The following is a 23,025-nucleotide window of genomic DNA, read 5'->3' on the forward strand; positions in this document are numbered from 1 at the left end:
TACGCACAGGCAGGATGCCCAATATCACTAACTTTTCATGATCTTTAACACACCCTTTAATCCCCCTTGATCCCCCTTAAGAAGGGGGGAAATGGTGAATGTTTGAGAAAAGGGGAATTTCACTATCTCCCCCTTTTCTAAAGGGGGATCAAGGGGGATTACCCATTAGATATACAAATTCACCGGATTAATTTTTGAATACTATCACATCCTCAGGCGATATATTCATTCCACACATCTGTCCTTCTTCCCGTATCTGTTTTGGATTTATTTCAACCGCTTTCCAGGTAAGTTTATCATGCAGAGTAATGCGGTATTGTTCCATTTCACCGAGGTAGGTAACTGATTCGATTTTCACCCGGTATTGGCTGTCGGGTTCGGATAGTTGTATGCCCTCAGGCCGGATGCCGCAGAGGACTGATTCACCCAATCTTAATACATTTTTCATTGAACTGCGGAGAACACCGATAGGAGTTTCAATTTCGGTAATTTCTGTGTGTTTCGATATAATTTTGCCCCCGATAAAATTCATGTCTCCGATAAAGGCGCCAACAAATGAATTTATCGGCCTGCGGTAGATAGCTACAGGACTACCGACCTGTATGATCTTCCCTTTGTCCATAATTGCAAGGCGGTCGGCGAGTGAAAGAGCCTCCTTTTGGTCATGGGTTACATAAAGCATCGTAACGTTAAATTCGCGATGTATACGTTTAATCTCATCCCGGAGTTCCAGCCGGAGTTTGGCATCGAGGTTCGATAGAGGTTCATCGAGGAGGATAATATCGGGTTGAATAACTAAAGCGCGTGCAAGAGCTATCCGTTGTTGTTGGCCGCCTGATAGCTGATTTGCCATCCGTCCTGCATAATCATCCATTTGGACAGCTTCCAGCATTTCCCGTACACGCTGTTTCTTTTCCTGGGTTGATACCCGGCGTATATCAAGCCCGTACGCAACATTTTCTGCTACCGTGAGGTGAGGCCATAGCGCATAGTTTTGAAATACCATACCGGTATTTCGCTGATTGGGAGGGAGGTTATTGACTATTTTTCCATCGAATCTCAGCTCACCGATATCCGGTTGATGGAATCCGGCGATAATACGCAGAATAGTAGTTTTACCGCAACCGGAGGGTCCGAGCAAAAAGAAAAGTTCACCGTCTGCAATTTCTATCGTTACCCTATCAACAGCGGTAGTTGTGCCGAATAGTTTCGTTACGTTGTTGAGTGATACTCTCATTGTGCCAATCTTCGGAATTTGGTCTGAGCCATTTGCTGCCACTCGATATTTTTTGCATTGCGAAACTGGACAGCATCTTTGTTGTTAAATGTGTCGAGTATTTCAAGTGCTTCATTTTCAGTTAAGAAAATTTTACTAAATTCTGCACGGCGTCCGGGATTATCTTTCGAATTTTTCCATGCAGCAACAAGTTCTGGGTGTACATCAATCATAGTTGCGCCAATGAAACTATTCAGGAGTTTCCACCTTCTGCTTGCAATATTTGCATCGTATTTGAGTGTGGTTTGAATCTTGAACGGATTCATGGTAATCGTCCAGATATCGCAGGCCTGATCATACAAATCAGGCCGTACGCAAAGCCGTTCAATCGGAAAATACGCCGGCCCTTCCGGATGTCCGACAGGTAGTATCCAGAGTTTTTGCCCGTTTTCTGAAAGTACAAAATCTATAAAACGTTTAGCGTACGTTTGATTAGGAGCTCCTTTTAACATGCAAATTCCGTCTGGACTAACAATCGTGTAATCTTCCGGGAGAATGAAATGCATATTCTGTGTTCCGGCTGAACTGACCTGAGTTAAACCATAAAAATCAATCGTCATTGCATAGGCAATATTTCCATACGTTGCTTCTTTAGCAACAAGGGAAGAATTTTTCTCAAAAGACCGTACATTTCCGGCTATTTGATACAGAATTTCCCATCCTTTCATCCAGCCATATCCTTGTAAAATAATCTCATACATCAAATGAACTGCTCCACTATTCCTCGGGTCTCCGACTCCAATCCAGGTTTGCAGGAGAGGGTTTGTCAGGTCTGCCCATTTCTTTACCTCGGGCAGATGTACGGCTCTCAGTACACGATCATTTGCTACAATGCCAAAACTGGAAAGGGCGGCGCCGAACCAGTGGTATTCCGGATCGTAAACCGGTAACCCTGCAACTTCGGCAGGAATGCCTGTCATAACCGATTTCGGTGGATGATAGACTTCAGTCAGACCTTCTCTTGTAAGTTCAAGGAAGGGATCAATACCGCCGCCAAAAAAAATATCTATGCCAATACCTTTTGCTTCTGTGCCAAAACGTGAGATAACATACTTCAGACTATCGCTGGCACCGCCCACATCGCGCCAGTCAATTTCGATTCTCTCATGGTAATTTCTCTCATGCCAACTGCTGAATGCCCTGGAGAACTCCCGTTTTATACCATCCCAATGAGGAGAGATAATGACAAGGGTTTTAACCGGTGATTTGTGACAACTTGTAAGCCATAAAAAAGTACAGAGAACAGGCCGCAGGAATAAAAAGAACCGCTTCAAGGTAAATGTAGGTAATATAAACTTAAGCTGCATGATACGTATTGTACGATGAATAAGATTAAAAATATAGATAAATAAAAGAGTATTATGTAACTTGTTAAAGTATTTGAAGGATTCCCGATACGGCTTCTCTTCTTGCCTCCGTATTCTCTCAATTTAAATCTTATCGAGAAAAATTACGCACTCTTCTAGCAGAAAATTTTCAAATTATTGGTACTCAAATCTCGAAAACCTGATTTATTTCACTATATAAGAAAATTTCTCTTTGTCAAAAAGAGTACATTGTTATAATATTTTCATATTATAAAGAATTGAAAACTACTAAAAACAATTCCATCATCGGAATCTTGGCTCTATGAAAACAAGGAAGCATTTGAGAGTGTACAAAGAGGTTTAAAAGAAGCATCTGAAGGGAAAATTTCAAAACTTAATCTTGATGAGCTTTAGGATCATTCCTTGTTCGAAATATTTCTAATTAATCAAGCAAAAGAACAACTACATAGACTCAAAACCGATAAAGGGCTTTCAAAATCTTCAAATGATTCTGGGTACTACCAGTAGATTTTTAGATAACTCCAGGCCGGGTGGCACGGACAAACTTTGTTTGTCCGTGCTTATTGCATATTTATCTACGTACATGGATATGGATTACAAAACACGGACAAACAAAGTTTGTCCGTGCCACCCCGGGAACCGGCTTACAGTGTATGAAAAATTCTCTCCTTATACCTACTATGTCTCACATGATTCTAGTAGATTATTCTGTAAATAAATAGATAAATAAGAGATTTGCTGTAGACTATATACAACTGTTAAAACGAGTAAGAACAAGGGAAGATATAGTATTATGGCAAGACATGCAAAGAGGGATAGCGAAAGAGAGCCTGATGGAGTATTGAACATAACAGCTTTCACTTTGCAAATAAACGATGAATACGCTGCAGTCGAGCCCGATGCAATTTATTCAAACTGCACGGTAATCGGCGACTACTCCGTATTTCGATGTCAGAAATCGTAAATTTTTTATGAGTAGTACCTGCCTTTCTAAAATTAGTTGCTGAAGGACAATGCAGTATCCGGGCAGTAAAAATAACCGCTTTTTCTACCAATCGCAAACCGCATCTGCACAGATGCCGGTAAAATTCCGGATATAAGAGCAAAACAAGATCTGCCCGTGCTGCCTTATACAGGTAGTGAATGCTTATCCAGTAGCGGCCGGATAATCTGCTTTGGTTGCTGAGGTATAAATAATAATGGCCCCATGACCAGCGATAAAAGAACAATGGAATATCAGGATATTGCTGTTTTCTATTCCTTAGTATTATACGTAGGGACGTTTCCATGCCTCTGCAATTAAAAGACCTACTGCCAGTAGTTTTACGGTACCCGACCAGAAACTCTTTTACTACGTGAAACTTATAAAGTTCTGCAATCCGGAGATATAAATCAAGATCCTCACAAGGCTCAACTTGTGCGTTATACCCTCCAATTCGATTAAAACATATGCGACGAATCAGAGATGCGCTCCCATTGCCAATAAAGTTACTAAACATTAATGCCTCAAAAACATCACCCGCTAAATCGAAAGCATTGTGCCCGCCTGTTAGTAAGCCTTTTTCATCAATATGCGCTGACCAGGCATAGACGACTCCCGTGCTTGGTCCTGCGTGTAACATACACTGTACTTGTTTCTCGATGCTTTGAGGGTACCAAATGTCATCAGCATCAATAGGTGCTATATACTCACCCCGGGATTTTTCAATTGCCTTGTTACGTGCCGCTGAGACCCCGGAATTCGGCTGTTGCAGAAGTGTCACGCGATCATCACGCTGCATAATTGATTCTACAATTTGTGCAGTTTTATCATGTGAGCCGTCATCAACTACAATAACCTCAATATTTTTGTAAGTTTGAGAGATCACTGAATTTAATGTATGCAGAATAAAAGCTTCCGCATTGTATGCAGGGATAATGACCGACACCAAAGGCTGGCCTGAAGCAAATTGATCTGGTTCCATGATCATTTTTCCTTCCATAAGCTGACGATTACATCTTGTAGCTGTTTTTGTACGCATCCGAAATGGATAAAAGTTATATTTTATTGTACCGAGAACTACCATTCAGCAAGATAATGCTGCAGGGAAGCGTATAGAATAAAATTTTACCTATATCTTACTTTTACTCATTTAGCGTACTTTAGAAAAAGCTCTTTCCATTCCGGGAAAACTTGCACAAAGTTTTCACCGCGACTTTCGTCCAGTGTCTTTATCCACCAGAAATAAGTAGGCAGATACTCCTGTAAATCATGTTCCCACATTAACCTAAGAAAGGCTTCGTATTCTTGGTATGTTTCCGCATATCCCGATAGACATTCTCTCATAAATGTTTTATATTTTTTCTCTACTTGATCTTTATATTCCCTCGGTAATATATTCACCCGTAAAAAATTTGGATCCATAATAGGGTTGATTAGGAAAGCATTTGGAGGAATAAGACCCGCATCAATCCATTCACGGTGGAAATCCGGAATGTGAAGAACATTCATGGCTCCAACTGTAGCTGAAACTCCAAATTCAAAATATCCTACCTCTGGTGGGCTCTCCATTAATTTTTTCCTGTTCCTCACAATAACTTCCCAACTTTGTCCTTTTCTTAGCAGCTCACCACGACTTCCGGAACCATCTAAACTAGCGCCAATTCTGAGACTCTTGAATCCACGCCATAAATCAAAAACATCATAATTCTTTATACCGAGAATAGATAAATTCGTGTTATACGAAAGATCAACATCGGTTTTTCCTATTTCCCTAAGCTTGTTGAGTATGAGATAATGCTCCTCTTGTATCAATGGTTCACCGCCTGCGAAATATACAGCTTCTACAGACGGAAGTATTTCCAATACCTCTTTAAGATACGCTTGATTGTTTGATTTGATTACCTTTGGAAGGCCGGGATCGCCATGTATCTTCACATGCTCGTCATACCAGTTACTTGAAAGTCCATGACCGCATGATCTACAGCGATGGTTGCATAGGTTTGAGAACCGGAAATCTAAATAGCGAAGCGTAAACTCGTTATAGGTTCCGTCTGCGTCCGTTTCGTCTAAAGCCTCATAGAAGTGTTTCCCGAATTTTTTATTTGCATATCTTCGATAAGAAAAGTTTCCAGACTTGTCGTATTCATAGCATTTATAGCAGTACTCTGGGATTGGAATATTTTTAAGCATTTTTTGCCGAAAGGCCTTGTAAGCATCGTTATTCCAAACGACTTTTAAACCGTTATTCAAATATCCGATGGGTTGATCGCATTTCGCATAACAGCATGGTAGTACTCTGCCATCAGGCCAGCTATGCATATGCACCCATGGCATGATGCAAAAAACATCAGATTTGTGAAGATAGAAGTCTATCAAGTATTCTTTAAGAGATTTTTCCATTTTCATTGCTATAATTCTCACTTTAATAAATGATTATTCAGCTTGCTGGTTTGATGAATTTTACTGCTCACACGCTATCGGTCTCTTTGGAGCAAGATTCCAGAGAAAACTTGATCCGGTCTACTCTGGGATTTCTAAAGAATCTAATTACTTGATACATGTATCGAACAAACCTCAAATAGAACCTCCCGATTACGCGGATAATTATTTTCTGTGGCGCAACCGGAGACCTAAAAATCTTCGGGTAAAATATGTTTTCCGGGGTTATGCGCACGCTTGGTATGAACATGTTTTCGGGGAAGGTTTTGGGTGATAGTGTGAGTTTTATAAATTTCCTGCCGGAACCAAAATACTTTAAGAGCCAAATTATACGATCTCTGCCGATTACAGCATGAAAATAGTCGAAGCGTTTGATAGCAAGCCGAAAACTAAGCTCCCTGGAAAGTGCTTTAGGGTCTCTCCGAACGTCACCGGGACTGTTAAAGCCGCCAATAATGGGGTTATTGGAGAAGGCGTTACTGCCGTGGCGGCGATAGCACCCATGGACGGCAGGGATTATCAGGGTGCCACCAAGCGCGTGGGAGAAATGAAATAAATAGCTATCCGCACACACCCTGAGACAACGGCATTCCTCAGACATAATCATATTCAAAACATCGCGTCGAAACATCGCTGCGCTGGTCGTGCTCCACATCCAGCCCCATTGCGGAACCTCCCATGCGTGATAGTATTCTATGGGTAAATCCGGTTGCCGAAAGGTTATTGGCCCCTCATGCGGGAAGTCCCACTCACACTGACCATTCTTTGGTTCCCTCGCGATCGATCTCGTATTGCCACGGTTTTTGTACATGACAATGTGGGTGGCGCTGAGAATCTGTCCATCGGACCCGATCTGGAACTGATCCGAGTTGCTTAAAGCTGCCTCGTAGGACGAATTCAAATGTGCCTTGAGATGGGTTTCAATGAAATCCGGCAGCAAAAGATCGTCAGCATCAACAAATACCACAAATCGGCCGCTTGTGTGTTCAAGGCCTGTCTGGAACGCCGCCATTTGACCCTGGTTTTCCCCATGCTGTACTAAACGAAATCGGTCCGATACCTGGTTGTTATCGATGAAGCGTTCAATAATCTCTACGGAATTATCTTGAGAGACGTCATCCACAATAACGCACTCAAATTTTGTATACGTTTGATCAGCTATCGATTGCAGGCAAGTCTCAATATATCTTGCATAGTTGAAATTCGTGACAATAATACTTATCAAAGGACTTTTGATTTGATCAGTTTGAATCACATATTTTTTCGATTCCATATATATTGCTCCTTTTTGATTTCCCCATCGTATAGCGTTTTACAGCAAGTTTAGAACCGGTTTACGATAAACCTCTTTGCTTTTACGGTCTTTAACGGACTCAATCGAGCGAAAAATCAACGGCGATGATTTCTGTTGGTTTTGCATGTAATATGTGACTGTGTTTAATTAGGTTCGTATCTTCGTCTCAGCTTGTCCTGAATTTTCTGGTGGAACAGACCAGACCGGATAAAGAGAAATTATACCGGAAACCCCAGAGTGTATTCCGTTTTTTAGAACGTGTAAGGGATGCATCTGCCAATGATAATCGTAAACATAGCTCCAATCAACAGGATAGAGACCTACGGTAATATAATATAATCCAGGGAGCAAGGGTAATTCCCGGAAGTGACAACTGAAACTGCCTTGTTTGGTTAGGGGACCAAAGGTTGCACTTACCGATAGGATATAGGTCTCAAAACACTTAACATTAGTCTCGCTATAGATACCCAGGAGAAGAGCCATGTCGGACAGAGACGCAGTAAGATTGTATTTAAGTTCGATTGTCAATCCATCTCCGCTATGCAGGGTATCATTCATATTTCCTTGTTTATCATACAGATGGACAGCACAGATCGATACTTCCTGTGTCCCCATACGATTGCCATGTTCAACTGTCAGACTTGGTTGAACTGCTCCATTGAAAAGCTGTGCAGCCCGTTTTTCTGTCCTCTGGCGCATCAGATCATTATAGCAACTTATGGCGCTTGCCGGGTCACCCTGCATCACGACACGGCCTTCCTCTAATACCAGGACTTCATCACACAAGCTTTTGATCTGCTCAGTGTCGTGTGATGTCAGGATTAAGGCTTTACCTGATATACGAAAGGCATTCAACCGTTCAAGACACCTTTTCTGAAAGCGTGAGTCGCCAACTGCTAACACTTCATCGATAATGAGTACATCGGGGTCAAAATGGATAGCTGCTGCGAATGCAAGCCGTAAATACATACCGTTGGAGTAGGTTCTTACTGGCTGATCGATGAATTCTTCCAATTCGGCAAAGGCTATGATCTCCTGCTGCCTTGCCTGTACCTCGCCTCTGGTCAGGCCGCTCAGGATTCCTCCCGTCATGAGATTCTCACGGCCGGTCATGTCAGGATGGAATCCGCTTCCCAATTCAAGTAAGCCGCTTACGTGTCCTGTACGTTGGATACGTCCACAGGTAGGCCTTCCCAGGCCACATAATAAACGCAGCAGAGTACTTTTTCCTGCACCGTTATGGCCAATAATACCCAATACCTGACCTTGCTCTACTGAAAAACTAATATCGCGGAGCGCCCAAAATCTGTTATTGCTGGTATTATAACGGTTATGGAACCACCAGATTATAGATTCTTTGAGGGAAACAGGACGATTGCGCTGGATTTTAAATTGCTTTGAGACAGATTCTACAGTGAGAACGGCAGACACCCCATACTCCTCGAATAATCGCTTAACTAAATGGTATCGATGACATCGTGAAGGTAACGACAATACATAAGGTAACTGAAGCAGCAGAGAACAACGCTTATAATGCCGGCAATGAGTAATGAATTCCATTCGGGGAATGTGCCGTAGAGAAAGATTGCCCGATAGTTCTGGATTAATATTGCAAGCGGGCTGTACGTGTACAAGATACGATAATTTTCAACAGCCGACTGGGAACGATAAAAAACAGGAGTCAGATAGAACAGTAGCATAAGCATCATGCTCATCATATGCTGTATATCACGATAAAAGACGTTCAGGGTTGCAATCGTTAAACCAAGACTAACAATCAAAATGCCCTGGATGAGGATAAGCAGGGGAAGGGTTAATAAAGCCCATGTCAGAGTTTTGCCGTAAAAGATTAACATGCCAAAAAGTATCGGCATGGCTACTACATAATTCAGTAAGTTTGATAGGGTATTCACAATAATAAGAATAGCGGGTGCAAAATTGGGCCGTCGAACTAAATCCCGATTATGAATAAAGAGATTACCTGCTGAACCCAAACATGTGCTGAACCACGTCCATGGCAGTAAAGCACAGAAGACAAAAACCGGATAGGCTTCAATCTTCAGTGGGACAACGATATCGAAGAGGAATACTAGTACGATGAGTTGAGCTAAGGGGATCACAAGTGACCAAAGGACGCCAAGTACCGATTGTTTATAACGTAAAGTAAAATCGCGACGCACGAGGTGGTATAGTAAGTCCACGTGGTAGACCAATGAACTCCTATGGTGTGACTTCTTATGTAAGGTAGAAATACTTCTTTCAGAAGGATAAGCAAGATTTAAATCGGTTGGAGACATCTTTATGTAAAAATACGATATTCTAAGAAATACCCTAACTTAATGTATATCAAAGATATATCTTGTTATCAAGATAATTATTGTTATAAATTATTTGGGAGAAAATGGTAAATGATAAATTTGTGTTCCATTACAAAATTTAGGCTCTTAATGTTTTAGTCTTAAAATGGGGTCTGATTTTTGCGGTACAAGAGAAATTTTTCTATTAAATTTCTTATTCTCCTGAAATTATCTGTACTGAAAAGGGAGAGCGCAAGGCCCAGATAACTTCTTATTCCAAATGGACGTAGCCGTATTGTTTTAAAAAATATTTCTCTTCCTTTTTTGAAATTTCCGGTGCAACAATACAGTAAGCCAAGATATATATACTGATGACAGTAAATTTTATTATTTAAGGTGAAAAATTGATTGTATTTTTTCAGAATTGTTTCAAATCCTTTAATTTGTATATCCAAATTAGCAGAAAGTCTATTTTTGTGAATGTAATACTTAACGAGAGGTTTTTCTATATAATCAAAATGAAATTCTTTTGCAATCCGGATCCACATATCATAATCGGTTCCAAAGATTATGTTCTCATCGAATAAATTTACCTTGTAAAAGCATTCTCTTCTGAGAATAACAGTAGAGGGAACTCCAATATAATTTCTTACAAATATATCGTGATAAATGTCTCCTCGTTTTATGGGAATCCTTCGGCGTAATATTTTTCCCTTCGTTGTATCTACTACTAAATAACCCGTATATATACATCCAACTTTGGATTCGCTATCTTTTAATAAATCAACTTGTAGCTGGAGTTTTTCCGGTAACCATTCGTCATCGTCATCTAAGAATGCTATGTATTCAGCATGTGAATTTATTATTCCCGTGTTTCTGGCACCGGCTTCTCCTTTATTTTCCTTATGGCGTATATACCGTATTCTCTCATCATGAAAATTCTTTACAATTTCCTGCGTATTATCTTGTGAACCATCATCTATTACAACTATCTCAAAATCCTGAAATGTCTGATTTAATACACTGGTAATTGCCGAGTGGAGAAGCTTAACACGATTATACGTAGGAATAATTATGCTAACTTGTGACATCTATTATATTCCATTCAACTAAGATTTGTTTTGATGTTGTTCCTACACGCACTCTTAAAACACAAAAACCTTACTCTGAGAATATTAAGTCAAATATTCTCAGAGTAAGGTTCTCTGATTTATTTCAAATATATTTATCATGTTCGGTGGTAGGGCTATCTTTAATCATACTGGTAGAGGCGTATCATGATACGCCTCTACCAGTATGATTAAAGATCCTTTACTTTGCGTCCCCTGATCACTCAGGGTTTGCCTTTGTCGTTTTGATTTTGACTATGTATATCTTATCCCACGTCTTCTCGCAAAACTTTAAGTGCAACTTGTTTGTGTGGAATAACAGATTATACATACTTATTTATTAATTATATTCAAGTATAGCATTTTATGTCAAATAAAATATAGTATTATTGGAAATTAAGCCATCTCGATAATTGCTGAGAAAACTCTTCCCCATTCCAATTATATATCTGGATGCGAGGTAACTGAAAACAGTTTGTATCTCTTCCAATAATACCAGAAGCATTCGTACAAGCACAATGAAATCCGGCTTCTTGCACAAGGGTGACTGTTTCTTCCGTATAATCGCACTCTCTGCCATAAGGATATGCAAAACTTGTTATTGGACGGCTCAGTATCTCTTCAAGATACGCTTTACTTTGAAGTATCTCTTTTCGTTGCGTAGCCAGTGGGAGTGTGGAAAGTATTGGATGTGTTACGGTATGCGCCCCAATCTCAATAAGTTTTCCTTGTGCCAGGGCGTATACATCCTCAAATGAGAGAGAGTCAGGAGTTTGTTGATCAGTATCGGTTGACCTGATATTAACCCACAGTAACAGTTTGTCAATTACCTCTTGTTGTTCTTCTTCTGACAAATGGTGTAACAGTTCATAAAGGGAGAGATAAATGACGTGGCGGGCACAAGGATCGTCTTTTTCCCAATTCATCCAACGGCGATAGTTCCAATAGTCCTCATGATAGCTCTGAACTGCTTTACTCGATTCCCATTGGTTAATATTTTTATTCATACTTAAGCGAAGCGTCTTTGATAACATATCTGGCTGTAGCAATAGATTATCCAGTTCCTCCCACCAGAAATCACACATCTTTCCAATATATCCGGTAGTAAGGAACATCGTTGCCGGGATATCGTGGCATTCCAGCAATAGTTTGGCATTATGGAGGTTATCCGCATAATCATCATCAAAGGTAATTGCTACCGATTTATGCGGGAGATTTTTATTATGGAACGCTTTAATCAATTGCTGTAGTTGTATTGGCCGGGCGTACTTTTGCAAAATCTCCAGGTGATCAGAGAAATTTTGTGGGGTTATACATAAAGAATTGGGATCTGAATGCTCTTCAGTTATACGATGATAATGCAAAATAAGTATCTTTCGGTCAAATAGCTTCTTAAGCCTCCGGGCAGTTTGTAGTAATTTATTTATTCTGCTTATCATCATAATAATGTTACCTCATGCTTTTGTTATTCTAACATACTAAGTGTTCCGAAAAATAAGATCTTGATGAGAATTTTTCTCGTTTTATTTTTTGAATTATCTCTGCAGGACTTATTAATTCCGGTGATGTCTGGAGTGGAATAATGCTTCTCTGCCCTGATAGCGCAATACATTTGCCAAAATGTTCTTTTACAGAAAAATTTAAGAAAATATATAAGTTTTTTCTATAAATAACTTAACAACACATACTTATGATAATCATAAGAGGTATTCTAATGGTATTTATTTTATGTTTGAAGGAAACACTCTAGGTTTTATGTAGGTATATACATACATAGATCTTATATATTTATTTTTAAGTAGATATATCATAAATATTTACATAATATCTCATAATCGTTATAAAAAAATACTCCCTGTATATGATTGCATACATTATCAAAGGAATGAAAGCTTAATAATAGGGGTTAATGATTGAAGAGATGGAAAAAATGGTAACTGAGAAAACGGAAGATCAAGGACTATATTCAGATTAACTCTTCCACTTCAGATTTTGGAGTGCGCATCATGAGATTGCTTACCGCATCGAGCGGACTTTTATCGGTGAAAAGTACATTGTAGATCTCTTTTGTGATTGGCATTTCTACGTTCCATCTGTTTGAAAGCGCTGTAACAGATTTTGTCGTCCAAACACCTTCTGCAATTTGTTCCATACTCTTTAGGATTTCAGACAATTTTCTTCCTTTTCCAATTTGTTCTCCGACCCAGCGGTTTCGTCCGTACGGGCTAATACAGGTCGTTATTAAGTCGCCTAATCCGGTAAGTCCTGCGAAGGTGCTTCTCTGTGCTCCCATAATGATACCCAGACGGCTAATCTCTGCTAATCCGCGGGTAATAAGGGCTGCCTTAGAATTATCGCCAAATCTCAAGCCATCGCAAATACCAGATGCGATAGCAATTACGTTTTTCATCGCTGCGCCTAACTCGACACCGATCATATCGGGATTTGTATACACTCTAAACCTATCTGTGGTGAAAACCTCTTGAACGAATTGTGCTAAACCCGCATCCTGCGAAGATGCGACAGTCGTTGTGGGCAATTCACGCGCTACTTCTTCTGCATGGCTTGGGCCGAGAAGTAAGGAAACAGATTGTTTTCCAACAACATCAGCGATGATCTGGCTGGGTCTCAGAAGGGTGTTATTTTCAATTCCTTTTGTAACGCTAACAATAGGTACACGATAAACAAGTAGATCTTTAAATTTCATAAGTACAGAACGCAGGTAGGGAGTTGGTGTTGCAGATATGATGAGTTCTGCATCGAGTAACTTTTTTGAGATATCAGAAGTAATACAGATTCCGGAAGGGATGGGAATGCCTTTTAAAAATTTAACATTTTCTCTTTTCTCTTTCAGATAATTTACATACGATGCATCAGCGCCCCAAAGGGTAACCTCATAACCCTTTTTATGGAGCAGGATTGAAAGAGTAGTTCCCCATCCACCGTTGCCAATAACAGTTATTTTTCGTGACGATCTCGAGGTCATTTTGATAACGATAAAAAATTGGGCTGGATTACTCCAGCCCTTTTAAAGCACTCAATGTTACTAAAGAATTGCTATTTCGAAGTCTGGCAGGCATTTTCCTTGTATAATGGATACTGCGAACAAAGATCTCTGATGGTTTTTCGAACAGCTTCCTTTGTTTGCATATCGTGGGGTTGTGAGAGGATTTTATCAATACAGTCCGCTATTTTCACGGCATCAGCTTCTTTCATGCCTCTTGAGGTTATCGTAGGCGTTCCAATACGGATACCGTTCGGTTCATTTGCACTTGCGCCCATTTCATCAAAGGGAATCGTATTTCTATTCAGGATAATATCGGCTGCTTCTAATGATAACTGAGCTTCTTTCCCCGTAATACCCTTGTTTCGGAGGTCGATCAGAAAGAGATGATTATCCGTTCCGCCCGATACAATGTTGTATCCTCTTTTTACAAATTCCTGTGCCATTGCCCTTGCATTCTTTACCGTTTGGTGTTGGCATTGTTTAAACTCCTCGGTCATGGCCTCTTTAAATGCAACCGCTTTTGCTGCAATAACGTGCATGAATGGTCCACCTTGAATTCCAGGGAAAACTACAGAATCGATCTTTTTCGCATATTTTGATTTACATAAGATCAAACCGCCTCGTGGTCCCCGAAGTGTTTTATGGGTTGTTGTGGTAACAAAATCTGCATAGGGAACCGGACTGGGATGAGCGCCTCCGGCGATAAGCCCGGCAATATGGGCAATATCGGCCATAAAGTAAGCTCCAACCTCATCCGCAATTTTTCTGAATCTTGGGAAGTCGAGTATTCTTGGATATGCGCTTGCGCCGGCAATGATTATGTGAGGCTTCGTTTTAAGGGCAATGTTTCGTAACTCATCATAGTCGATGTAGCCCGTGTCCTTTTTTACGCCGTAATGGGTTATCTCATACATCATCCCTGAGAAATTCTTTTTAAATCCGTGGGTGAGATGTCCGCCATGAGATAAATCCATTCCCAACATACGGTCGCCTGGCTTTAGTACCGAGAAACAAACAGCCATGTTAGCTTGTGAACCTGCATGAGGTTGTACGTTAGCATGTTCAGCTCCAAAAATTTGTTTTGCTCTTTCAACTGCTAAACGTTCTACGGTATCCACATTTCCACATCCGGCATACCATCGTCTTCCCGCATACCCTTCGGCGTATTTATTGGTCATCGATGACCCCTGTGCTTCTTGTACCGCGATACTGCAGGTGTTTTCTGATGCAATTAAATCAATGGTATTTTTTTGTCTTTCTATTTCATCTTGTATGGCGCGCCAAACTTCCGGATCATCGTTTTTTAATGTAATCATAATGTTCTCTAATTTTCCTTAAAATATATTTAACTGATTTTTAGCATTTTCCACTTTAAATATGCTTCCATAAATTCATCGATTTCTCCATCCAATACGGCCTGGGTATTTCCTGTTTCCTTATTGGTACGCAAATCTTTAACAAGAGAATAAGGTTGCAATACATATGAGCGGATTTGATGGCCCCATGCAATTTCTCCTTTCTCATCATAAGCCATAGAAAGTTCTTTCTCTTTTTCTTTTTCTTTTATTTGATACAATTTTGCTTTCAACATATTTAAAGCCATCCTTCGGTTCTGATGCTGCGAGCGTTCACTCTGGCATTGTACGATAATACCAGTAGATATATGCGTAAGACGGACAGCAGATGATGTTTTATTGACATGTTGACCGCCCGCTCCGGATGCCCGATAGGTATCTATCCGTAAGTCATTTTCATTAATCTCAATCTCTTCCTCTTCTTCAATTTCCGGTAGTACATCGACTGCGGCAAAAGATGTATGCCTTCTGGCATTTGCATCAAAGGGGGAAATTCGTACTAAACGATGCACCCCAATTTCAGACTTTAAATATCCATAAACATAATCACCTTTTATAAGGACGGTGATTCTTTTGATCCCAGCTTCTTCACCTGGTAATACATCGATAAGAGAGAATGTATATCCGCTTTTTTCAATCCAGCGGCTATACATCCGAAATAACATGGACACCCAATCACAAGCCTCTGTTCCTCCGGCTCCTGCATAAATGCTTAAATACGCATTGCAATGGTCGCGGGGCTCGCCAAGCATAGTACGCAATTCGAACTTTTCAAGCTTTTGGGTAAATGACTTAATATCACCAACAACTTCAGCTTCTACCTGCTCGTCTTGTTCTTCCTCTGCGAGAATGGATAAGCATTCTATGTCATCGAATGTCTTTTGCAATTCGTGAAGAGGTAAAAGAATTCCCTTAAGAGATTTTAACCTCCGGATAGTTTGTTGAGCCTTATCTTTGTTTTCCCAAAAGTGGGGAGAAGAGAGTTGTTCTTCTAAGGTGGACAGTTCTTTTTTTTTATTCTCTAAGTCAAAGAGAATCTCCGAGATGGAGTAAACGTTCCCGAAGAGGAACTAATTCTTTTTCTAAATTGCCAACCATAATTATAGAGCACCTTGTTTAAAATTGCTATTATTCGGAATAGCTTCAGGATTTAATGTAAGACATAAAATTATAAATTATATCTTGTATATGTCAATATAGAATTTAGAATTGACTTAATTGAAAAATATACTTATCATGTTTTTATGAGACCAGGTAATATAATATTCACGAGAAAAGGTTATTTGTTTCATTACTTATTATAGTTAGTATATTGTGCGGGTAATTGCGGGCAGCGCGAAGGGTATGCCCCTTTGTTCTGTAAAGGGGGATAAGACGAGACCTATACTGGATAGGGTGAAAGGCTCTCTTTTTAGTATACTTTCACATGTTATTCCAGGCAGCAGAATTATTGATCTGTATGCGGGCACAGGAGCAATCGGAATAGAGGCATTGAGCCGTGGAGCAAAGTTTTGTATTTTTGTAGAAAGAGAGAAATCAGCAATCCAGGTTATTAAGAAAAATCTTGAGACAACTAAGCTTCAAGATAAGGCACAGGTCTTACAATACGATGTGTTTGAAATTGTTCGATATCTTGAGGAAAATAAGAGAGAAGTTGACCTCGTCCTTGCCAGTCCGCCATATCCATGTATCGAAAAAATCCCCTATATGAATAAACTCTTCATCGTGTTTTCATCCTTATGTAATAAACGTATCATACAACCTGATGGTCTCATAATATTACAGCATAGAACCATGGAATTTACCATACCGCCAGAAGCTTCTTGTTTAGAACTATTCGATACCCGGGTTTATGGTGATACGCAGCTTTCATTTTTTAAAGCATAGTACTGTTAACCAGTCAGACGCTAAGATACAAAGAGAAAAGGTAATATATGAGAATATGGAAAGAACAAGGGAAGATAAAGGTTGCTGCACCTGCAAAGATTAATCTGTTTCTTGAAATATTGGGTAAACGGCCAGACGGTTATCATGAAATCGAAACGGTTATGCAAGAAGTTAGTTTATTTGATTACATTTTTCTGGAGAATCATGAAAAAGGTATAGAATTCTCTTGTTCAAATCCCAGGCTCACTACCGGTGAAGATAATCTTGTTTTAAAAGCGGTGCGTTTACTTCAAAAAGAATCTGGAATTTCCAGAGGTGTAAAAATATATTTAGATAAAAAAATACCGATCGGTGCAGGTCTTGGCGGTGGAAGCAGTGATGCTGTAGCTACTTTGGTTGGGCTAAACAACTTATGGCAGCTTGGATATGATGAAAAAAAACTTATATCGCTAGCCGGAAAATTAGGGTCTGATACTCCCTTTTTTGTTATTGGAAATACAGCGATATGTAAAGGGAGAGGAGAGATAATTATCCCTTATCCATTGCATGTAAAATACAATTATGTAATAATTTATCCAAAGTTTGAGATAAGTACCACAACGGTTTATGAAAATTTTAAAATTAACTTGACAAAAAATTTAAAAGATGTTAATTTTTTCTTGCAGACACTACTATTAGGGAATCCGGAAAAATTAGGTGCTTATTTACATAATCGTTTAGAAGAAGTAGTTTTTAGACTTTATCCGGGGCTTGAGAAGATAAAAAAGACTTTAGCAGAGATTGATTTTTGTGGTACACTCTTATCAGGAAGCGGCTCGGCCTTATATGGTTTATGTAAAGGAGGATGTGACCAAAAGGAGATTGAACAGACAATAAAGATGCTTAATATCGGTGATGTGTTTGTGGTAACCAGCGATTTCGATGACACTGTTAAGGAGCGGGAAGGGGGAAGATTGTGAATATTACTGAAGTCAGAGTAAAGTTAACAGAAGCGAAGAGAAATAGATTACAGGCATTTTGTAGCATTACGATAGATAATGATTTTGTCGTAAGGGATCTAAAGGTTATCGAAGGACACAAAGGGGCGTTTGTGGCTATGCCGAGCAGAAAGCTTACGGATAGATGTCCTAAATGTGGTGGAAAAAACCATTTAATGGCACAACATTGTAACGATTGTGGTTCAAAACTTGATGAAAAACGCGCATCTAAAGGCGCGGGCAGATTAAAGTTGCATGCGGATACGGCACACCCAATAAATTCAAAATGCAGGGAAGAGATTCAGGAAAAAGTCCTTAAAGCTTATAACGAGGAGGTTGAAAAGTCTAAAAAACCCGGATATAAGCCACCAAAGTACGAGGATATGGAAGACTTAGATTATGTAGATTTGGATGAGGACATGGAACAGGAAAAAACTGATAAGTAAAGGCGTATCGGTTTTATGCTGAATTGACCCTGTCAACAGCCAAAATTCATGCCAGATTATAAATTTGTAAATAGGTTTCTACTTGTTTAACTAAATTTACGCACTCCTGTTGAAACATATCCTGAAAGCGGTGGATGCTGCAATCGCTTTTTCTTGTAATAGAGTTAATGTTTATTATGTTTTATATTTTAATGAATATTTCCATAATCTTTCATAATATAGAAAAGTAATGATTAAGACAGGTTCACAAATTTTAGTAGATGCTTTAATACGGGAAGGGGTTGAGTATGTCTTTGGAATCCCCGGTGGCGCCGTTTTGCCATTATTTGATGTATTATTTGAATCTCCCATAAAATTTATTTTAACCAGACATGAACAGGGCGCTGGTCATGCAGCAGACGGATATGCCAGAGCTACCGGTAAAGTAGGTGTTTGTCTTGCCACATCAGGGCCTGGCGCTACAAATCTGGCTACCGCTATTGCCACGGCTTACATGGATTCTATCCCTGTCGTGGCTATAACAGGACAAGTAAAAACATTTCTTATCGGGAATGATGCCTTTCAGGAAGCTGATATCATCGGTATTACCCGCCCTATAACGAAGCACAGTTATCTCGTAAAAGATATTAAAGACCTTGCAAGGATTGTAAAGGAGGCGTTTTATATAGCGAATACAGGGCGCCGGGGTCCCGTACTGATTGATTTACCTGTGGATATTACTATGGAGAAGTGCGAGGAGATAATACCAGCAGAGGTTAATTTACCAGGCTATAAGCCCAAATACGAAGGAAATATTCGCCAAATCAAGATTGCTGCTGAAGTTATCAATAATTCTAAACGACCTGTTGTCTACACAGGTGGAGGCATCATTGCCTCCGATTGCTCAAAGGAATTGCTTGAGTTCTCGGAAAAAGGAAACCTTCCGGTAACCACGACTCTTATGGGTCTCGGAGGCTTTCCTGAAGACCATCACTTATCTTTGGGGATGTTAGGAATGCACGGTACTGCTTACGCAAATTTTGCTGTAACCGAATCCGACGTTCTGATAGCGATTGGCGCACGATTTGATGACCGTATTACAGGGAAAATTGATGAATTTGCCCCCGATGCGAAAATTATTCATATTGATATTGATCCGTCATCCATTAGTAAGAGCATCGAGGTAGATATTCCGGTTGTAGGCGATGCAAAAAATATTTTGAAAGAGTTGAAAAAATATATCCATTTTGTTGAGAGAAGAGAGTGGTTTGATAAAATCAGGCATTGGAAAGAAAAAAGCCCATTATCTTACAATAATAATGGAAATGTAATCAAACCCCAATATGTAATTGAACAAATCTGTGATGTAGCCAGAGGTAACGCTATTATTACGACAGAAGTAGGGCAAAATCAGATGTGGGCGGCTCAATTTTTTACGTTTACAAAACCGCGTACTTTTCTCTCGTCTGGTGGGCTTGGTACTATGGGTTATGGTTTCCCTGCTGCTATAGGGGCTCAATTAGGGTGTCCCGATAAAATTGTGGTAGATATTGCAGGAGACGGCAGTATTCAAATGAATATTCAGGAACTCAGTACGGTTGTTCGTTTAAATATTCCTGTGAAAATAGCTATATTGAATAACGGATATCTTGGAATGGTACGGCAATGGCAGGAATTATTTTATAACAAGCGTTATTCTGGTGTTAATCTTGACGGCAATCCGGATTTCGTTAAGTTAGCAGAGGCATATGGCGCAAAAGGATTCCTGGTTGAAAAGAAGGAAGATGTCCGGCCGACGATAGAAAAAGCATTTTCTCTCTATGGTCCTGTTATTATGGATTTCAGAGTAGACCCAAGTGAGAATGTCTTCCCAATGGTGCCCGCAGGGCAAGCAATCCATAGAATGATTGGGACTATGGCTTAATGGAACTAATTGTCTATGTTCTGTGTTTTTACAGATGGCGATATCCGTAGGATCCCAAGTCTCCAGTGTATCATACGTAATTAAATGAAGGAAGAAGCGATGGCATCTATAACTGATAAAAGAAAAATAACATACGCTGACTATCTAAAGATAGATGATAACAATCGCTACGAGATTTTTCATGGGGAATTGCATATGGTTCCAGCGCCATCGCCAGATCATCAGGGTGTGTCCATGAATTTAGGAACTTTACTATGGAGTTGGGTAAAGGGAAAAAGACTCGGAAGGGTTTTTAATGCTCCAACGGATGTAATTTTTGATGATGATGAAATATTTCAACCAGATATCATTTTTATTAGAAATGAAAATAAAAGTATCATTGGTAGAAATGCGATACAGGGGACGCCTGACCTTATTATTGAAATAATATCTCCATCTTCTTCTTTTTATGATACCGTAGAAAAGAAAGAAATCTATAGAAAATATGGCGTAAAGGAATATTGGCTGGTATTTCCTGATGAAAAAGCTATCGAAATATTGACTTTAGAGAAGGGATCGTATTCGGAGTTCTGCAGATCTAAAAAAGAAGGAATAGTGAAATCCAGGATAATAGAGGGATTAGAAATAGATTTAAAAGACATTTTTGAATAACTCATTTGTGGGGAAGCAAAATGGATTTAATATTAGGCGCTGCGATAACATTAAGTATATTAGGCATGGTCTTTGGAATAGGATTGGCCATTGCATCAGATAAATTCGCGGTAAAGGTCGATCCGCGCATTGATAGTATTAACGAAGTACTTCCCGGCGCAAACTGCGGGGCATGTAGTCAGCCTGGTTGTGGTGGTTTTGCCCAGGCTGTTGTGGAAGGTAAAGCTCCCGTAAGTGGCTGTACGGTGGGACAGGCTGCTGTAGCAAAACTCGTGGCAAATATCATGGGGGTAAAATTCGAAAATAGAGAACGTGTTATCTCCGTTGTGATGTGCCATGCAAGGGGTGTTAAAGATAAATTTACTTATGATGGAATTCAGGATTGCCGTGCTGCGCATATTGTAGGCGGTGGATTTCTCGGGTGCGATTATGGTTGTCTTGGTTTGGGCACGTGTGTAGAAGCCTGCAAATTCGAAGCAATGTATATGGGCAAGGATGGTCTTCCTCAGGTGATAAAGGAGCGCTGTACGGGTTGTGGAAAGTGTGCGGCGGTTTGCCCAAGAAAGATCATCAGCATAGTACCTGAATCAAAGATGGTACACGTACGATGCAAATCCCTCGATAAGGGGGCTGTTGCTAAAAAGATCTGTCAGGATTCTTGTATTGCTTGTAAGCAATGTGAAAAGATTTGTCCATACGATGCTATCCATGTCCAGAATAACCTTGCCGTAATCGATTATAATAAATGCACTTCATGCGGAAAATGTGTGGAGGTGTGTCCTAATCATACCATAATCAACTTTGCGAGAGAACAAAGCCTTGCTGCGCATACAGCAGCGTTAGTTTAGAAATTCTTTCCTGATAAAGATGCATCAAGATCGTTTTTACATACCAAACGCTCCTGCAACGAATGAAATTTGGCTTGATGGCAGGGAAGCACATCATATCTTACACGTCAAACGGGCAAAGTTAGGAGCTAAAATAACCCTCTTTGATGGAGAAGGATTTGAATATCTTGCCCGTATTACGGAAATATTCCATGATACATTGAAAGTATGTATTGAACGATCGAATGCTGTTGACAGGGAGGCGCCTGTCGATATCACTATTGCTTTTTCTATTCCTAAAGGGAAACTTGCAACCTTTTTAATCCAAAAATGTGCAGAGTTAGGGGTAAAGACTCTGATTCCAATCCACTGTGAACGAAGCGTTGTCGATATCCGGGACAGGTCCGAAGCAAAGATAGAAAAATGGGACAAAATAGTTATTGAGGCATCGAAACAATGTAAACGAAATTCTATTACAAAAATAAAAGATGTAATGCCTCTGGATAGCTTAATAAAAACTGCCGGTAATTACGATCTTTCACTCATCGCATGCACAGAAACCCATACCAAAACATTAAAGAGTGTATTGAACGAATATCCTTCTCTCAAGAGGATTATCTGTCTCATAGGTCCTGAAGGGGGTTTTACTTATACGGAAATTGAAATGGCAAAGAAAGCAGGTTTTGTGCCCATCAGTATAGGTCTTTCTACCTTGAGGATTGAGACCGCTGCTATTGCAATTACTTCTATGCTTCTTTACTTTTTTGTTTAGCCAACCTTTACTGAAATCTGTTTTGGTTTTACTGCTTCTTTCTTTTCCATGGTAATCTCAAGCACACCATGTTTGTACTCTGCCGTTATTTTATCCGGGTCCACAGAAGTGGGAAGTTCAATGGTACGTGCGAAACTTCCGTAGCGCCTTTCCATACGATAGAAACTTTTTCCCTTTTCCTCCTTCTCTTCTTTTTTCTCACCTTTAATTAAAAGGGTATTATTTTGTATTGCAATATTTATTTCATTTGGGTTAACTCCTGGTACCTCTGCTTTTGCGATAATTTTATCTGTTGTTTCCGATAGATCAACAGGCGGAGCCAACATACCGGTTTCCATTAAAGGTTCGGTTGAACCCCAACCACCAAAAAACCGGTCAAACATCTGATTCATTTCATTCTGTAGTGAAGTAATAGATGGTAAGCGTGACCATTTTGTAATTTCTCTTGCCATGATGTGCCCCCTTTCAAAATTAA

Annotated in this window: 20 protein-coding genes and 1 riboswitch; of the genes, 7 read left to right on the forward strand and 13 right to left on the reverse strand. The window is 39.8% G+C overall.

Going from position 1 to position 23,025, the window contains the following annotated elements; translation table 11 throughout:
- Positions 1-187: 187 nt before the first annotated feature.
- From FBQ94_RS04035 to prfB, 12 genes are all read right to left on the reverse strand, one after another.
- Positions 188-1,237, reverse strand: coding sequence for an ABC transporter ATP-binding protein (locus tag FBQ94_RS04035; RefSeq protein WP_007223437.1), 1,050 nt, complete (start codon positions 1,235-1,237; stop codon positions 188-190).
- Positions 1,234-2,583 (reverse strand): ABC transporter substrate-binding protein, encoded by a 1,350-nt coding sequence (locus tag FBQ94_RS04040; protein ID WP_007223436.1) that lies wholly within the window; start codon positions 2,581-2,583, stop codon positions 1,234-1,236. The genes FBQ94_RS04035 and FBQ94_RS04040 overlap by 4 nt, the downstream gene beginning before the upstream one ends.
- Before the next feature lie 878 nt (positions 2,584-3,461).
- Entirely contained in the window at positions 3,462-4,568 is a 1,107-nt protein-coding gene (locus FBQ94_RS04045) for a glycosyltransferase family 2 protein (RefSeq protein ID WP_007223435.1), read from the reverse strand.
- A 164-nt stretch (positions 4,569-4,732) separates the two neighbouring features.
- Complete coding sequence (locus FBQ94_RS04050) at positions 4,733-5,986, reverse strand: twitch domain-containing radical SAM protein (RefSeq protein WP_285441996.1); 1,254 nt, start codon at positions 5,984-5,986, stop codon at positions 4,733-4,735.
- Between the two features lie 67 nt (positions 5,987-6,053).
- Complete coding sequence (locus FBQ94_RS04055; RefSeq protein WP_007223433.1) at positions 6,054-7,298, reverse strand: glycosyltransferase family 2 protein; 1,245 nt, start codon at positions 7,296-7,298, stop codon at positions 6,054-6,056.
- A gap of 168 nt (positions 7,299-7,466) precedes the next feature.
- Positions 7,467-8,750 (reverse strand): ABC transporter ATP-binding protein, encoded by a 1,284-nt coding sequence (locus FBQ94_RS04060; RefSeq protein ID WP_007223432.1) that lies wholly within the window; start codon positions 8,748-8,750, stop codon positions 7,467-7,469.
- A 26-nt stretch (positions 8,751-8,776) separates the two neighbouring features.
- Positions 8,777-9,532 (reverse strand): ABC transporter permease, encoded by a 756-nt coding sequence (locus FBQ94_RS04065; RefSeq protein ID WP_285441997.1) that lies wholly within the window; start codon positions 9,530-9,532, stop codon positions 8,777-8,779.
- Positions 9,533-9,777: 245 nt separating this feature from the next.
- Positions 9,778-10,707, reverse strand: coding sequence for a glycosyltransferase family 2 protein (locus FBQ94_RS04070; protein ID WP_007223430.1), 930 nt, complete (start codon positions 10,705-10,707; stop codon positions 9,778-9,780).
- 142 nt (positions 10,708-10,849) lie between these two features.
- A riboswitch (cyclic di-GMP riboswitch) is annotated at positions 10,850-10,971 on the reverse strand.
- A 140-nt stretch (positions 10,972-11,111) separates the two neighbouring features.
- A complete protein-coding gene (locus FBQ94_RS04075; RefSeq protein ID WP_007223429.1) occupies positions 11,112-12,167 on the reverse strand; it encodes a polysaccharide deacetylase family protein in 1,056 nt (351 codons plus the stop codon).
- Between the two features lie 524 nt (positions 12,168-12,691).
- Entirely contained in the window at positions 12,692-13,711 is a 1,020-nt protein-coding gene (locus tag FBQ94_RS04080) for an NAD(P)H-dependent glycerol-3-phosphate dehydrogenase (RefSeq protein ID WP_007223428.1), read from the reverse strand.
- Between the two features lie 71 nt (positions 13,712-13,782).
- Positions 13,783-15,048, reverse strand: a complete 1,266-nt coding sequence (gene glyA, locus FBQ94_RS04085; protein ID WP_007223427.1) for a serine hydroxymethyltransferase — start codon at positions 15,046-15,048, stop codon at positions 13,783-13,785.
- Between the two features lie 29 nt (positions 15,049-15,077).
- Positions 15,078-16,185 (reverse strand): peptide chain release factor 2 gene (prfB, locus tag FBQ94_RS04090; protein ID WP_285441998.1). Its coding sequence is split into 2 segments (ribosomal slippage): positions 15,078-16,115 and positions 16,117-16,185, totalling 1,107 coding nucleotides; the frame shifts between segments, so codons are not numbered across the junction.
- Positions 16,186-16,401: 216 nt separating this feature from the next.
- Here prfB and rsmD point away from each other — a divergent pair.
- From rsmD to FBQ94_RS04125, 7 genes are all read left to right on the forward strand, one after another.
- Entirely contained in the window at positions 16,402-16,974 is a 573-nt protein-coding gene (gene rsmD / locus FBQ94_RS04095; protein ID WP_040544670.1) for a 16S rRNA (guanine(966)-N(2))-methyltransferase RsmD, read from the forward strand.
- A 47-nt stretch (positions 16,975-17,021) separates the two neighbouring features.
- Complete coding sequence (gene ispE / locus FBQ94_RS04100) at positions 17,022-17,933, forward strand: 4-(cytidine 5'-diphospho)-2-C-methyl-D-erythritol kinase (RefSeq protein WP_007223424.1); 912 nt, start codon at positions 17,022-17,024, stop codon at positions 17,931-17,933.
- Positions 17,930-18,397 carry a SpoVG family protein gene (locus tag FBQ94_RS04105; RefSeq protein WP_007223423.1) on the forward strand — a complete coding sequence of 156 codons (468 nt, stop codon included), beginning with the start codon at positions 17,930-17,932 and terminating at the stop codon, positions 18,395-18,397. Before ispE ends, FBQ94_RS04105 begins: the two co-directional genes overlap by 4 nt.
- Positions 18,398-18,626: 229 nt before the next feature.
- Positions 18,627-20,300, forward strand: coding sequence for a biosynthetic-type acetolactate synthase large subunit (gene ilvB / locus FBQ94_RS04110; RefSeq protein ID WP_007223422.1), 1,674 nt, complete (start codon positions 18,627-18,629; stop codon positions 20,298-20,300).
- Between the two features lie 99 nt (positions 20,301-20,399).
- Entirely contained in the window at positions 20,400-20,951 is a 552-nt protein-coding gene (locus FBQ94_RS04115) for a Uma2 family endonuclease (protein WP_007223421.1), read from the forward strand.
- A gap of 20 nt (positions 20,952-20,971) precedes the next feature.
- Positions 20,972-21,799 carry an RnfABCDGE type electron transport complex subunit B gene (locus FBQ94_RS04120; RefSeq protein ID WP_007223420.1) on the forward strand — a complete coding sequence of 276 codons (828 nt, stop codon included), beginning with the start codon at positions 20,972-20,974 and terminating at the stop codon, positions 21,797-21,799.
- A gap of 19 nt (positions 21,800-21,818) precedes the next feature.
- Entirely contained in the window at positions 21,819-22,550 is a 732-nt protein-coding gene (locus tag FBQ94_RS04125; RefSeq protein WP_007223419.1) for an RsmE family RNA methyltransferase, read from the forward strand.
- Here FBQ94_RS04125 and FBQ94_RS04130 read toward each other — a convergent pair.
- Positions 22,547-23,002, reverse strand: coding sequence for an Hsp20/alpha crystallin family protein (locus FBQ94_RS04130; protein ID WP_007223418.1), 456 nt, complete (start codon positions 23,000-23,002; stop codon positions 22,547-22,549). The genes FBQ94_RS04125 and FBQ94_RS04130 overlap by 4 nt on opposite strands.
- Positions 23,003-23,025: the final 23 nt, after the last annotated feature.

This window comes from Candidatus Jettenia sp. AMX1, from assembly GCF_030263775.1.
In the GTDB taxonomy this organism is placed as follows: Bacteria; Planctomycetota; Brocadiia; order Brocadiales; family Brocadiaceae; genus Jettenia; species Jettenia caeni.

What these genes read in the sequence shown, in the direction of transcription:
- FBQ94_RS04070 (WP_007223430.1), bottom strand. Translation starts at nt 10,707, where the DNA reads ATGTCACAAGTTAGCATAATTATTCCTACGTATAATCGTGTTAAGCTT.
- FBQ94_RS04080 (WP_007223428.1), bottom strand. Translation starts at nt 13,711, where the DNA reads ATGACCTCGAGATCGTCACGAAAAATAACTGTTATTGGCAACGGTGGA.
- FBQ94_RS04120 (WP_007223420.1), top strand. Translation starts at nt 20,972, where the DNA reads ATGGATTTAATATTAGGCGCTGCGATAACATTAAGTATATTAGGCATG.
- glyA (WP_007223427.1), bottom strand. Translation starts at nt 15,048, where the DNA reads ATGATTACATTAAAAAACGATGATCCGGAAGTTTGGCGCGCCATACAA.
- FBQ94_RS04035 (WP_007223437.1), bottom strand. Translation starts at nt 1,237, where the DNA reads ATGAGAGTATCACTCAACAACGTAACGAAACTATTCGGCACAACTACC.
- FBQ94_RS04075 (WP_007223429.1), bottom strand. Translation starts at nt 12,167, where the DNA reads ATGATGATAAGCAGAATAAATAAATTACTACAAACTGCCCGGAGGCTT.
- ispE (WP_007223424.1), top strand. Translation starts at nt 17,022, where the DNA reads ATGAGAATATGGAAAGAACAAGGGAAGATAAAGGTTGCTGCACCTGCA.
- FBQ94_RS04045 (WP_007223435.1), bottom strand. Translation starts at nt 4,568, where the DNA reads ATGGAACCAGATCAATTTGCTTCAGGCCAGCCTTTGGTGTCGGTCATT.
- FBQ94_RS04130 (WP_007223418.1), bottom strand. Translation starts at nt 23,002, where the DNA reads ATGGCAAGAGAAATTACAAAATGGTCACGCTTACCATCTATTACTTCA.
- FBQ94_RS04055 (WP_007223433.1), bottom strand. Translation starts at nt 7,298, where the DNA reads ATGGAATCGAAAAAATATGTGATTCAAACTGATCAAATCAAAAGTCCT.
- FBQ94_RS04050 (WP_285441996.1), bottom strand. Translation starts at nt 5,986, where the DNA reads ATGGAAAAATCTCTTAAAGAATACTTGATAGACTTCTATCTTCACAAA.
- ilvB (WP_007223422.1), top strand. Translation starts at nt 18,627, where the DNA reads ATGATTAAGACAGGTTCACAAATTTTAGTAGATGCTTTAATACGGGAA.
- FBQ94_RS04125 (WP_007223419.1), top strand. Translation starts at nt 21,819, where the DNA reads ATGCATCAAGATCGTTTTTACATACCAAACGCTCCTGCAACGAATGAA.
- FBQ94_RS04115 (WP_007223421.1), top strand. Translation starts at nt 20,400, where the DNA reads ATGGCATCTATAACTGATAAAAGAAAAATAACATACGCTGACTATCTA.
- FBQ94_RS04040 (WP_007223436.1), bottom strand. Translation starts at nt 2,583, where the DNA reads ATGCAGCTTAAGTTTATATTACCTACATTTACCTTGAAGCGGTTCTTT.